Source organism: Pseudoalteromonas sp. NBT06-2 (genome assembly GCF_002276045.1).
Taxonomy (GTDB): domain Bacteria; phylum Pseudomonadota; class Gammaproteobacteria; order Enterobacterales; family Alteromonadaceae; genus Pseudoalteromonas.
Genome location: NZ_NQMR01000037.1, coordinates 56,326 through 69,720 on the forward strand (window position 1 = coordinate 56,326; position 13,395 = coordinate 69,720).

9 protein-coding genes and 1 pseudogene are annotated in these 13,395 nt (G+C 36.0%); 8 read left to right on the forward strand and 2 right to left on the reverse strand.

Annotation, left to right across the window (positions count from 1 at the left end):
- Window positions 1-105: 105 nt before the first annotated feature.
- Window positions 106-252, forward strand: a complete 147-nt coding sequence (locus tag CJF42_RS29280) for a hypothetical protein (RefSeq protein ID WP_353651679.1) — start codon at window positions 106-108, stop codon at window positions 250-252.
- 968 nt (window positions 253-1,220) lie between these two features.
- Here CJF42_RS29280 and CJF42_RS09800 read toward each other — a convergent pair.
- Window positions 1,221-2,525 carry a metal-dependent hydrolase family protein gene (locus CJF42_RS09800; RefSeq protein WP_095366517.1) on the reverse strand — a complete coding sequence of 435 codons (1,305 nt, stop codon included), beginning with the start codon at window positions 2,523-2,525 and terminating at the stop codon, window positions 1,221-1,223.
- 596 nt (window positions 2,526-3,121) lie between these two features.
- Here CJF42_RS09800 and CJF42_RS09805 point away from each other — a divergent pair.
- Together CJF42_RS09805 and CJF42_RS09810 are read left to right on the forward strand one after the other, a co-directional pair.
- Complete coding sequence (locus CJF42_RS09805) at window positions 3,122-4,930, forward strand: S8 family serine peptidase (protein ID WP_095366518.1); 1,809 nt, start codon at window positions 3,122-3,124, stop codon at window positions 4,928-4,930.
- A 15-nt stretch (window positions 4,931-4,945) separates the two neighbouring features.
- Window positions 4,946-5,428, forward strand: a complete 483-nt coding sequence (locus tag CJF42_RS09810; RefSeq protein WP_095366519.1) for a serine protease external chaperone — start codon at window positions 4,946-4,948, stop codon at window positions 5,426-5,428.
- 406 nt (window positions 5,429-5,834) lie between these two features.
- On the opposite strand, the pseudogene CJF42_RS09815 reads toward CJF42_RS09810, so the two are convergent.
- Window positions 5,835-6,541: pseudogene (locus CJF42_RS09815) on the reverse strand (IS982 family transposase).
- Window positions 6,542-7,563: 1,022 nt separating this feature from the next.
- Here CJF42_RS09815 and CJF42_RS09825 point away from each other — a divergent pair.
- The 5 genes from CJF42_RS09825 to CJF42_RS09845 all read left to right on the forward strand — a co-directional run bounded on the left by CJF42_RS09825 (window position 7,564) and on the right by CJF42_RS09845 (window position 13,135).
- Window positions 7,564-8,997 carry a coniferyl aldehyde dehydrogenase gene (locus tag CJF42_RS09825; protein WP_170940553.1) on the forward strand — a complete coding sequence of 478 codons (1,434 nt, stop codon included), beginning with the start codon at window positions 7,564-7,566 and terminating at the stop codon, window positions 8,995-8,997.
- Between the two features lie 155 nt (window positions 8,998-9,152).
- Window positions 9,153-10,019, forward strand: a complete 867-nt coding sequence (locus tag CJF42_RS09830) for an NAD(P)H-dependent flavin oxidoreductase (protein ID WP_252097575.1) — start codon at window positions 9,153-9,155, stop codon at window positions 10,017-10,019.
- Between the two features lie 55 nt (window positions 10,020-10,074).
- Entirely contained in the window at window positions 10,075-10,974 is a 900-nt protein-coding gene (locus CJF42_RS09835; RefSeq protein WP_095366522.1) for a fatty acid desaturase, read from the forward strand.
- Window positions 10,975-11,575: 601 nt separating this feature from the next.
- Window positions 11,576-12,751 carry a CaiB/BaiF CoA transferase family protein gene (locus tag CJF42_RS09840; protein WP_095366523.1) on the forward strand — a complete coding sequence of 392 codons (1,176 nt, stop codon included), beginning with the start codon at window positions 11,576-11,578 and terminating at the stop codon, window positions 12,749-12,751.
- 168 nt (window positions 12,752-12,919) lie between these two features.
- Window positions 12,920-13,135: a hypothetical protein gene (locus tag CJF42_RS09845; protein ID WP_095366524.1), complete on the forward strand. Its 216-nt coding sequence runs from the start codon at window positions 12,920-12,922 to the stop codon at window positions 13,133-13,135.
- The last annotated feature ends 260 nt before the right edge of the window (window positions 13,136-13,395 follow it).

Genomic DNA, 13,395 nt, shown 5'->3' on the forward strand with positions numbered 1-13,395 from the left:
CCAATAACATCGTTGCTTTCAATCCTAATAGCCTCCTATTACTCAATCAAGCGCCTTGTTCTTGAAAATTTATCCTTATTAAAATTTGTTCTCTAACTTATTGGTATTACTTGCGAATTTTTACCTCCCTATAACCCTGACTTAAATCCAATTGAGCAAAAATGGGCGCATGTAAAATCAATTAGAAGAACTAAGTGTTGCGAGCTTGACGAACTATTTTTTGAGCTCCTTGACTATGCCATTTTATATTGAACCGGCTATATTGAGAAATCTAAAACATTTTCTGCACTTTGCTGTGATTTATTTAGGCTTAGCACTTTTCCATCATTATTGTTTTGTTCAAGTCATTGGTGGCCAACATAAACACCCCTTTTAAACAATGTTCTTGTACTTATTTATAAAACTCGCTGTTTTATACTAGTTATACAAAAGTTACCCACCGTTTCTGTGCATAAGTTTTTTATATAGGTGCTTTATACCTAATAAAAATATCGATTTGGCAATTTATGAGAGATGATCAATAGTAATAAAAGTCATAGGCTGAAAAACATTTAATTTACCTCAATGCATTTAAATTTAACGCTGCGGTATATTAAATATAACATGACACCTATTGAGATAAGTGACATTGACAACCAAACAAATATAAACTGTATTTTTATTGAGAACCCCATCTCCCGGCAATCTTTAACTAATCAAATGCAAAACAGCAGAACCATAATATAGATATTCACTATAATATGAAATTGCAAGCTGGAAACTTCAGTTATCATTGGTTGTGCCTCGAGCCATATTGGATTTTCTGCAGTTAGGAGCGATATAAATAGTAAAAAATATAAAAGCGATTAATAGCCCAACTAGGCCTTTTATTGAATAATTCATTTTATGATCCTTTTAAATATCTCAATTAAGCATCTTAGTTTTTTCGAAAACGGCAGGTCTAAGCCTAGTAAATATATGGTCATGCGACTTTGTGTAACTTTATCTATGCCTCTTAAATCGCAAAATTTATCTCAGTTTATATTAGATCACTTAATTAATATAATTGATATTACTGCGCAATGGTTTCGCAATAATTAAAGGGATTGGATATAGTAATAATTCTATACCTAAGCTCTGAATCCTGCATCTTGAAGTGGCTTGGGTATATAGAAGGCTTTTACTCATCTCACTAATCTACTTTGTATGAAGACTCAGTTTAATTGAGTTTTTCATTAAAGTTATTTATTTTTAATAATTAGTCCTGACTTCATTACAAAATCCACGTCTAACAAGGCCTCAATATTTTCAAGTGGGCTATTATCTACGGCAATAATATCGGCAATTTTACCTGTTTCTAATGTACCTAAGGAATCACTTTTACCAATTAAATCTGCAGCATTGATTGTTGCAGATTTTATTATTTCATTTGGTTGCATACCTGTTTGGTACATTAATACTGCTTCACGGGCATTATTACCATGTCGAGAAACTCCACTATCTGTACCATAGGCTATTTTTACACCGGCTTTTACTGAACGTTTAAAATTGGCAATCATATCACCACCTACTCTAATTGCTTTTGCAGCAATAACCGGTGACATAAAGTTACTATTTTTAGCCATATCCACAACAGTATCACCAGCCATTAATGTTGGTACTAAATAAGCACCAGTTTGTTTAAAAAGTTTAATGCTTTCTTCATCGGCATAACTACCATGTTCAATACTATCTACACCAGCGCGTAATGCGGCATTGATCCCTGTTGCAGCATGGGCATGACTGGCTACTTTTCGTCCTAATGCATGAGCTGCATTGACAACTTCAGTTAATTCATCATCAGCCATTTGCTGTCCTGTTCCTGTATTGGTATCAGATAATACACCTCCAGTAGACGTGATTTTGATAACATCTGCACCATATTTTATTGCGCGACGAGTAGCACGACGACAATCATATGGACCATCACAAATCGTTTGTGCTGTGTGCATATCTAATAAATCAGGGCGCATACCATCTACATCACCATGGCCTCCCGTTACAGCTACATTACTGCCCGCGGCTATTATTCTTGGGCCTTGCAAAAAACCTTTTTTAATATCATCTCTTAAAGCAAAACTTTGCTCTGGGCTACCACCTAAATCACGCACTGTAGTAAAGCCAGCCATAAGGGTTTTTTTAGCAAAATAAGCACTTTTAACAAGTTTATCGGCATCTGACATTCTGAGTTTTTCACTATCATTTTTAGGACTGAATTCTCCTTGTAAATGAACATGCATATCCATTAAACCGGGTAAAACAAAATGAGAAGATAAATCGATTAAAGTCGCATTTTTTGCGATTTCTTGTGGATTAACAAATCCTTTTCTTATTTCTGTGATAATGCCATCTGTAATAACTAGGGTTTGATTCTTTAAAGGCGGCTTACCTGGAATGGGTAAAATAGAGCCTGCATGGATAACTTGTGTATTAGACAATACCTTTGTCGAAATCAAACTTGTTGTGGCTAATGCGCCAAGGCAGATTGTTTTTAATAATGTATTCATTGAGTGCGCCTGCTTAAAAGTAAATTTTATTAATTATTATTATTCCACTGTATCAGTTGTTAAAAGTTTATGAATCAATATGCGATAAATTTGCTGTTATTTATGATGAATTATTAAAAATGAACCCATTCAATGAATATTGCTTGATATAAACTTTAAAACGTAATCAATGACCTAAAAATCAATTTATAACACTTATTTTGCTTTGGCTGTAAAGCATAGTGGCTTAATCTAAAAATAAATTAAATCGTTATATATAAATTTAAATAGATATATCAATTAGTTATTAAAATAAGGAAAGTCATAATTTATCCATATAAAACAGTGAGCTAGATACAGTACATCAATCTTTGATAATTATTAAGTTTACATTGATTTTTTGACAGCGCTGTCTTTATATTTGCAATTTAATTTATTTAAAAACAGTTAGTTACTGGTGAATGTGTTTTTTGCTTCATTAATTCTTGTATTTAAAAGTTTACATTTTGATATTTTAAATAACAAAAAAACAACATTTACATCATCTTGTTAACACGGTTTAATGGTATTTGTTCCTGTAGCGGAACAAAATTACAAATAGAATTTCAGGGGAAATTATGGCTTTTAAAAAAACGTTACTAGCGACAACAATTGCACTGTGTAGTGCAAATGTGTTTGCTGATATAACAGATTCTACTTTTGTGTTAGCAGCAGGTGATCCACTTACGTCTCAGCAATGGCACATAAAAAATACAGGCCAAGCAGGCTTTTCAAGATCATCAGGTATTGCTGGTAATGACCTAAATGTTGATTTTTCAAATCTAATGGGTATTAAAGGACTTGGTGTAACGGTATCTGTCATTGATACAGGTGTTGAAATTGCACATCCAGATTTAGTTGCTAATGTAGTGTCTGGTTCTGTGAATTTAGGTGATGGTTCTGATTCTCCTACTGATACGCATGGTCATGGTACATCAGTTGCTGGTTTAATTGCTGCGACTGAAGAAAATGGTATTGGCGGTCGTGGTGTAGCACCTTTAGCAAGTTTAATTGGTTTTAACTTCCTTTCAAATCAAACTGTGTCGGCTTGGTTGGTATCACATGGTTTATCAGAAGACTTTCGTCAATTAGACCGTTTTACTGATCCGCGTGTATTTAACCAAAGTTACGGTAGTACGCCAGCTGTGCCACAAGCACTTGATTACGTAGCGAATCCTTTTTCAGAAGTACAAAACTTGGTAATGCAAGATATCACAGAAAACAGTCATTGGGGCCGAGGTGCTGTTTATGTTAAGTCAGCTGGTAATTCTTTCGGCTCATATAATGCATATTATCAAGGTTTACCGATTTTAGTATTACCATATGAAGGTGGTCAGTTCTTTAACAATAATGGTTTACCATTTCATAGCGCGAATATAAGTGCTGACAATAATAATTACTGGAACTTAGTTGTATCTGCTAGCAATGCTGAAGGTAAGTTATCATCTTATTCTTCTGTTGGTTCAAGTGTCTTTCTAACAGCACCGGGTGGAGAATACGGTCAAAATGCTCCAGCGATGGTTACTGTTGATTTAATGGGCTGTGACAGTGGCTTTAATGTTTCAGGTGAGCATGTAAATGCATTACACGGTGGTTCTGAATTAGATCCAAATTGTGATTATAACGGTACTATGAATGGTACTTCATCTGCAGCACCAAATACTGCTGGCGCAATTGCGACAGTCATGTCTGCTAATCATGCATTAGATGCGCGTACTGTCCGTCATTTACTTGCTACAACTGCGCGTAAAACAGATGCTGATAATGCGGGTATTGCACTTTCTTTTGAAGATGCGACTGGTGAAGTCGTTAGTTATGATGCTGTTCCTGCATGGCAAAAAAATGCAGCGGGTTACAATTATCATCACTTTTACGGTTTAGGTGCTGTTGATGTTGATGCAGCAGTTTATAAAGCGTTGTTTACAGGTGTTTCCTTACCAGAGCAACAAATCACACCTTGGCAAACTGCTACCGCTAATGTAGAAATTCCTGATGCATCGTTGACTGGAGCACAGAGTATTATTTCTAATGAAACAGAACTTACTGTTGAGTCTGTTCAAGTGAAGTTAAATATTGATCACAGTCGTTTACGTGATTTATCAATAGAACTTATCTCACCCTCAGGTACTCGTAGTATACTTATGAGTGCACGTACTGGTTTATTAGGTGGTAATGACGGTGGTTATACAGATGCTGTCATGCTAAATACACATTTTTATGGTGAACAAGCTAAGGGAGATTGGATCATAAAAGTATTAGATACAGATAAAGGCACTAGCTATACGTTAGGGTACAACCAACAAATTGGTTTAATTGGTTTTAATAGCCAAAATAATGAAGTTGCTGGTGTATTAAAAGACTGGTCTATTCGTATATTTGGTCATTAATTAGGAGTTGTAACCATGAAATTATTAATTTTAGCAAGTAGCTTTTTAAGTACATCTGTTTTAGCTTCACAACCCAGTGTTGCTGATTTATCTAAGTTGTCAATTACGCCTGTTGAAGCACTTAAGTTAGCGCAAAAACAGGTAATGATTAATGGTGTTGTATATCAACAAAAAGCAACACAAAGCCTTAATAAACAGTCATTTTCTACAGATATTGAGATCCCAAGTTTAGTGATTGGTGAAGTAGTCAATAGCACCGATGGCTTTACTGCTTATGATGTAACAGGTGAAATTATTGTTAAACTTGCTGGTGATGTTGATTTAGAAAAATTCAGTAAAGATAACAATCTGACAATTAAACAAGCTTATAAAAACTTTTATATCTTAAAGTCTGGTGATAAAGCCAATTTATTACCACTTGTAGAGCAACTACAAAACTTACCAAATGTAGTGTCTGCAACAATTGACTTAGCAGATAAAGGTATTAATACACACTAATTTATTTATCACATATATCATAAAAAACCCGCTAGTCAGCGGGTTTTTCTTTAAAGTTTATGTCAATATAAATCGTTTTCTTATCTCTGTGATGATGCCATCTGTAATAACTATACCCAAACCACTTCAAGATGCAGGATTCAGTTGGAATTATACCAATACGAATAAATAAATACTCAATTTAAATGAACTAAATATTCCAATAACATCGTTGCTTTCAATCCTAATAGCCTGCTATTACTCAATCAAGCGCCTTGTTCTTGAAAATTTATCCTTATTAAAATTTGATCACTAACTTACTCGTATTGGTATTAGAAATACTTTAGGCAAGGCATTGATTGAAGAACATGGTTATTCCCTTTTCAAAATAAATAACGCTGCATAAAGTATTTAACCTGAGATCTGCTTAAGCGATAACTAATGCGTTAAGCTCTACATCAGTTAAATTAAGGCTTGGCTTATTTTCTTTTAAAGAATAAGCCACCAATCCAGCCATTAGATTCAACATAAAACCATTCATACTGCGGTGTCTCGAATGTTCAATGAAGGATATGTTCTTGAGTTGGTCATTAATTGTTTCAATTATAAAGCGCTTTGAAAGCATTGCTCTATCCCATAATGACATCGCTTTTGCTTTCATATTCTTGCGAACCGTCATAATGAGCTTCACCCCTTTATCGAGCAAATCGGCTTCTAAAGCCTTACTTAAATACCCTTTGTCACCATATAATTTATCCGTCAAGCAGCTCGCTAACTCACGCACGGGTTGAGTATCATGTACATTTCCTGCTGTCACTTTCGCAGCAACAATTTCCCCATGATGATTAACGATTAAATGCAGTTTGAACCCATAAAACCACCCCATAGTTCCTTTACCACGCTGGGGAATTCATTTTTGTATATAAGTGATACATAACCAAGGTAGTAATTTTTAAAATCACGATGATGTGACATGTGAAAACTAATAACAATAGTCATTATTTCACTGGTTGTCATACGTCCTGCTCGCTGACGCTTTTGGGTGCCATCTTCGAGTAATTGTTTTTCCCATTGAGGTATAAATACTTTGCAAAAATCATCGACATCGCAAAACAATTCAACTAATTTAATCATGCCTGTTCCTTTTTTATCCAATCGTTCTTGGTCGAAAGATCGGATCTCGGAACGGGCATTTAGTTCAATTTTCTTAAACGAGATTCAGGTTATTTATAAACCAACCTTACAGGGACTTCTGAGCAAATAATGCTCGTTGTTTCATCTTTTTTTAAGGGAGTAACCATTAATGCAAAGATGCGCCTAGATCATGAATTGCTCGGCAGTCCTGAACCTCACATCTTGAAGTGGCTTGGGTATAGGGTTTGATTCTTTAAAGGCGGTTTACCTGTAGTGGGTAAAATAGAGCCTGCATGGATAACTTGTGTATTAGACAATACCTTTGTCGAAATCAAACTTGTTGTAGCTAATGCGCAAAGGCAGATTGTTTTTAATAATGTATTCATTGAGTGCGTCTGCTTAAAAGTAAATTTTTCTTATGTAATAAATTGCGTTCAGATCAAAGCATAATAATTCCCTTGCTAACTTTTATGAGCGCGACTTTCCTGAAACACTTTAATTCAATAACAGATCTTCGTATTGAGCGTTGTAAAAGCATGAGCTTATCGATATTTTACTGAACACTATTGCTCGTGTCATTTTCCGGTTGAAATTCGACGGGTAGAGCATTTATTCTAATCCTGAGTGTTGTCACTGATTGAAACCACAGGAACAATATATCATCGCCATTGATGGTAAGACCGCACGACGTTAATTTACCACCAAAGCGATGGCGTCATTTTAACAAGGCACAATTAAATCAGCGAGTTTGGCGAGAAAAATAAGATGGCAGGGCTAGGCAATGATTATCGCTTACCCAGTTAAAATCTGAGCTTAAAATACGCTAGCTGTGATATACAGTATACGAAAGGCTTATTATTGGAAAGCAATGAATCATATCTAAAGCAGTTTGGATAATGGGTTTACAAAACAAACTTTCGTTGGTTTCCATTAGACTCATGAGTAAGCACTATTAGATGAAATGAACTTATTGTTCCACAGAGACAATTCTTTTAATGATATAACTAATGGGTGCAATTGATATGAGTGTAACAGTTGATCAAAATAGCATGTACATGTTGCTTAGCCAACAGCAAGAATCTTTTAAAAAGGCTGGTTATCCAGATTTAAAAACCCGAATTAGCCGACTTGATCGTTTAATGGCAATGCTCAAGAAATACGAACATCAAATTTGTAAGGTTGTTGCAGAAGATTTTGGCACTCGCCCAGAAGAGTTAACGCTTTTGGCTGAAATTTATGCAACAATAGAGCACGCTAAAGATGCCATTGTTAATGTAGAGCAATGGATGTCTCCTGAGCAGCGTAAAGCAATGTCACCCGGTTCAGAAGCTGGAGCTACTGCCCAGATACGTTTTATGCCCAAAGGGATTGTCGGTATTATAGGCCCTTGGAATTTTCCTATACATTTAGTCATTGCGCCATTAGTTTGCGTATTAGCGGCTGGTAATAGAGCAATGATTAAACCTTCTTCTGTAACACCTAAAACCGCAGAATTAATTGGCGAAATGATTGCTGCATTTTTCGACCCAACAGAGGTTACAGTCATATCGGGCAATAATGTTTCAGATAAATTTACTAAACTACCTTTCGATCACATAGTCTTTACAGGTTCAACGGATAATGGTCGACATGTAATGCGAGCTGCTGCTGATAATCTTACACCTGTCACTTTGGAGCTGGGTGGTAAATCTCCGGTAATAATTGATAAATGTACTGACTTATGTGTTGTTGCTTTACGTATCATAACTGGAAAACTATTTAATTCAGGACAAGTTTGTGTATGTCCAGATTACGCATTTGTACCAGAAGAAATATTGCCTGCTTTACTCATCGAGTTAGAAAAGGCGGTCAAAAGTTTATACCCTACAATTGAAAATAATCCTGACTATACCTCAATCGTTAACCAGAAGCATTTTCGTCGAATACAAAACCTACTTGATGACGCAAATGAAAAAGGTGTAAAAATTGTAACATTCAACCCAGCAGACGAAAATTATGATGAATCAGTAAATCGGAAGCTATTACCACGAGTACTAGTAAATCCATCGGATGAAACAGCAGTGATGAAAGATGAGATTTTTGGCCCCCTACTTCCGTTAAAAACTTACAACCAATTTGATGAAGTTATCGAGTATTTGCATACAAAAGATCACCCCTTAGCGCTTTATTATTTTGGCGAAAATGAGACGAACAAAGCATTATTGCGTGACAATATATTATCGGGTGGCATGACTGTCAACGATGTTGTTGTGCAAGTGATTTGTGATCAACTACCGTTCGGTGGTGTCGGTGCTAGTGGCATGGGGTGCTATCACGGTATTGAAGGATTTATTGAATTTTCTCATTTAAAAGGGGTTTATACACAAACACCTTTTGAGGAAATAGCCGGATTTATACGACCTCCTTATAACGATGCTATACGTGGTATGTTAGAGAAAAGCATTAACGAAGCTTAATTATATTTACACGAATTAGCTCAAATTTAATTTTCATTTAGGAAGTAATTAGTATGACATTGCCTATTTTATTATCAGACAACATATCTCTACCTGTTATAGCAGCACCAATGTTTATTCTTTCAAATCCAGACCTAGTTATTGCTCAATGCAAAATGGGAATCGTAGGGTCTTTTCCTGCTCTCAATGCCCGACCTGCTGAAGAGTTTGAAGTTTGGTTAGAGAAAATTAGCAGTGAACTGGAAAAACACAATGCATCAGATCCTGAAAGACGTGCGGCTCCCTTCGCTGTAAATCAAATAGTCCATAGCTCCAATGATCGGTTAGAACACGATCTAGCTTTGTGCGTTAAATACAAAGTACCCATTGTAATTACGTCACTGGGGTGCAAGAAATTCGTCATTGATACAATACATTCATATGGTGGATTAGTTTTCCACGATGTGATCAGTAACGATTTTGCAAAAAAAGCGGTATCTAAAGGCGTAGATGGACTTATTGCTGTTGCCGCTGGCGCAGGAGGTCATGCAGGCACGACATCTCCTTTTGCCCTTATACAAGAAATTAGAGAGTGGTTCGAAGGACCTTTATTATTATCTGGTTCCATTGCTACAGGTAATTCAATACTAGCCGCTCAAGCAATGGGAGCAGATATGGCTTATATGGGGTCAACCTTTATAGCCACTAAGGAGGCAAATGCAACCAATGAATATAAACAAGCGGTAATTGAACATTCGTCTTCAGATATTATTTACACTAATTTATTCTCTGGTATCCACGCCAATTACCTAAGTCCTTCCATAGAAGCTGCTGGCCTAAATCCTAAAGATTTACCAGAAAGTGATCCGTCAAAAATGAACTTTGGTGTCGATAATAAAGCTACTTCTGTAAAAGTCTGGAAGGATATATGGGCTTGTGGTCATGGAATAGGTGCTGTCAAAGAGCTTCTTTCAACTCAAGATGTCATATCGAGGTTAGAACATGAATATTACGCAGCACAATATCGTTTGTTAGTAACGTAAGTAAATTACTAACTTTATCTAAATAAAATTATTATAAACATAGAGAGTAAAAACTATGAATACAACAGTAGAAAAATCACATATACTTAGTAAAGATGACTATTTTCAAAAACTTAAAAGAAGTCCTATCTTTTCATTACCAGCATTTTTTCTATTCGTATTTGGTGTGACTATTGTAGCAGGTGGCACGTATTTGTCCATTTCAGGTGAAATACCATTATGGGCTGCGACTGTGATAAATGGATTCGGAATCTATTTACTTTTTTCTATAGCACACGAATCTATGCATCGCTGTCTTTCTAGTATAGCCCCTATCAATTCATTTCTAGGTCGTGTATCCATGTCGATACTTGTACCTGCAGCCCCTTATGAAATTGCACGTTGGGCTCATTTACAACACCATAGATTTACCAACGGTCCAAAGGATCCTGACCACTTTATTCATCATGGTAAATGGTGGACCATGCCTTTACGCTGGGCTAACTTTGATATGAACTACATGTATATCTTTTTTAGAGATGGTGGAGAACAAAGAAAACGCCATGCAATACCGCTGGTTATTTCGGTTAGCATTTTTGCAGCTATAATTACAACGTTGACCTATTTGGGCTACGGAATGGAAGTACTTTTTTACTGGTTCTTACCTTCACGTATAGCGCTGACAATGATAGCTTTTGTATTTGTGTTTTTACCCCATTATCCTGGAATAACTTCGACTGATGAAAACCCTTATCATGCGACAACAACTAGACTTGGTTTCGAATGGCTTTTAACACCTATTATGCTTTATCAAAACTATCATCTTATTCATCACCTTTATCCGAATGCCCCATTTTATAATTATATAAAAATCTGGCATCTAAAATACGATGAGATAGTAGAACATAATCCTGCAATTCAAAAACCTTTTAGTCTTACACCGGTTAATGTGATTACTGAAAAAACACCTTCTTAAGCATGGTAAAATAATATCGTTGAATATCCTGCATAAATTAAGAGAGAGGCCTTAACATGCCTCTACTTCTAATAGCTAATTTAAAAATTTAAATAAAAAAGTCATCATCGTAACAGGTGGTGCTTTAGCTTTAAACCGATTCGCTCAAGTTATAAATATAAACTTAGCAGGAAGCTTTAATGTACTGCGTTTAGCCGCAGAACAAATGGCGAAAAAGCGAATCAGACGTTAAAAATTAGCGTGATGTTATTAATACGGCATCAGTTGCAGCATTCAATGGTCAAATAGGTCAAGCAGTTTATATCGTAAGTAGAGTAGGGGTAGCAGCGATAAGTTTTAGCCTCGCTTGGCATCCGTATCATGACAATTGCCCCTGACATTTTCGATATGACGATGATAGAAAGATTAAGTAATTAAGTCCGTGACCCTTTACTCGAAGTGCTATAAAACCCTAAGCACTGATTTAGCGTCACATATAATTACCAACAGCTATCTCAATGGAGAAGTTATTCGACTAGATGGTTCCATTCGGATGGAACCTAGGTAAAACTCCCCCCATTGGGGACTATAACTAATCCTATGTTTTTATAAGGTTCTCTCCATGCTTAGTGATATTAGAATATTAGATTTTTCAACCTTACTACCAGGGCCATATGCTTCAATGATGCTTGCTGATTTAGGCGCAGAAGTGTTACGTGTTGAGTCTTCAACTCGTACTGATTTATTACGTGAAATGACGCCAAAAGTGGGAGAGTCGTCGGCTGCACATCAATATTTAAATCGTTCAAAAAAATCAATTTCTCTCGATTTGAAGAAACTTGAGGCTATTGAAATCATCAAAGAGCTTGTCAAAAAATATGATGTCGTACTTGAACAATTCAGACCTGGCGTTATGAATAGATTAGGCATTGGTTATGAAAAACTAAAAGAAATAAATCCAAGCATAATCTATTGTGCAATTACTGGTTATGGCCAAACAGGTCCATATAAAAATCGTGCAGGACATGATCTAAATTATCTTTCAATTTCTGGGATTAGCAGTTATTCAAAAAGAAAAAAACAAGCTCCGGTTCCGCAAGGGGTACAAATAGCGGATGTAGCAGGAGGCTCACTGCATAGTGTTATTGGTATATTAACAGCTTTACATCACCGTCAAAAAACGGGACAAGGTCAATTCATTGATATAAGTATGACTGATTGTGCTTTTGCTTTAAATGTGATAGGTATGCCTGAAACATTGGCTAGCAACAATGCGACAAATGCTGAATCAAATTTACTTAATGGCGGGACTTTTTATGATTATTATCAAACTAGCGATGGACGGTATATGTCTATTGGAAGTATAGAGCCGAAGTTTTTTAATGATTTGTGTAAATTGCTAAATTTAGACGATTTGATACCACTCGCCAATAAAACCTCAGCGCAGAAAGAGATAAAAGACAGCTTTACGCAGGCTTTTAAGACAAAATCTTTTACTCAGTGGCAAGATATATTTACAGGTTTGGATTTATGTGTTGAGCCAGTATTAGATCTTAAAGAGGCCAGTAACCATCCTCAATTAATTGCTAGAAACATGATTATTGAGGTACCAGATAAACAGAATAGTCTACAAAAGCAACTAAGTAATCCAATTAAATTTTCAAATTATCAATCAAAATATCAGCAAGTCGGTGCTGAAGTTGGTGCCGATAGTAACGAGATACTCAGCCAACTTGGATTTAATGCTACAAGCATAGCAATGCTTAAAAAAGATGGTGTGGTGAATAACACTAATTAAAAATCAACAATGTTATTCTACTAGGGTGGTAATTTCCTCCTTTTTATTCGAGATATCCCCGTGCTACTTGGACATACAGGTTTTATAGCTTGGGTAGGATGTAGGATCTTAATAATTTAAAAGGTGTCTTCGTGCCTGATTTATGATCTCATTGGTTCGCCAAAACTAATGATAAAAGACACGAAGACAATGAACCTTACAACGTTAACAGAAAAAATCAATGCCGTTTTTGAACTCAAAAAGCTTTTCGCTCTTGCTAGAGAGAGAAATTTTATCAAGCGGCATCGGCAAATTAATCCACAAAAATTGTTACTTTCTGTCGGATCCGATACTGCACCAGAAAGACTACATGCTCCTCATGCCGCATCACTGAAAAATAAATAGCTACTGACCGACGCAGGGTATTTTGATCGAGATAAAATAATCGATATTGATAAACAAGGCGGATATACCATTACGCAAGCGCTTTGCAGTATCAATCCGACGATTGAAGCAGTTTATGGTTTCCATGGGAATAGAATACACAAATCAGAGGGCTACAAACTCAAAGACCTCCGGTTACAAGATAAAAGCACCACATTAGATTTAACGGTTCGTTGGTCGGGGTATCCCTTTGATTTTCGGGTATATACCCAAGCCACTTC

What these genes read in the sequence shown, in the direction of transcription:
- CJF42_RS09800 (WP_095366517.1), bottom strand. Translation starts at nt 2,525, where the DNA reads ATGAATACATTATTAAAAACAATCTGCCTTGGCGCATTAGCCACAACA.
- CJF42_RS09805 (WP_095366518.1), top strand. Translation starts at nt 3,122, where the DNA reads ATGGCTTTTAAAAAAACGTTACTAGCGACAACAATTGCACTGTGTAGT.
- CJF42_RS09845 (WP_095366524.1), top strand. Translation starts at nt 12,920, where the DNA reads ATGATAAAAGACACGAAGACAATGAACCTTACAACGTTAACAGAAAAA.
- CJF42_RS09810 (WP_095366519.1), top strand. Translation starts at nt 4,946, where the DNA reads ATGAAATTATTAATTTTAGCAAGTAGCTTTTTAAGTACATCTGTTTTA.
- CJF42_RS09835 (WP_095366522.1), top strand. Translation starts at nt 10,075, where the DNA reads ATGAATACAACAGTAGAAAAATCACATATACTTAGTAAAGATGACTAT.
- CJF42_RS09825 (WP_170940553.1), top strand. Translation starts at nt 7,564, where the DNA reads ATGAGTGTAACAGTTGATCAAAATAGCATGTACATGTTGCTTAGCCAA.
- CJF42_RS09830 (WP_252097575.1), top strand. Translation starts at nt 9,153, where the DNA reads ATGGGAATCGTAGGGTCTTTTCCTGCTCTCAATGCCCGACCTGCTGAA.
- CJF42_RS09840 (WP_095366523.1), top strand. Translation starts at nt 11,576, where the DNA reads ATGCTTAGTGATATTAGAATATTAGATTTTTCAACCTTACTACCAGGG.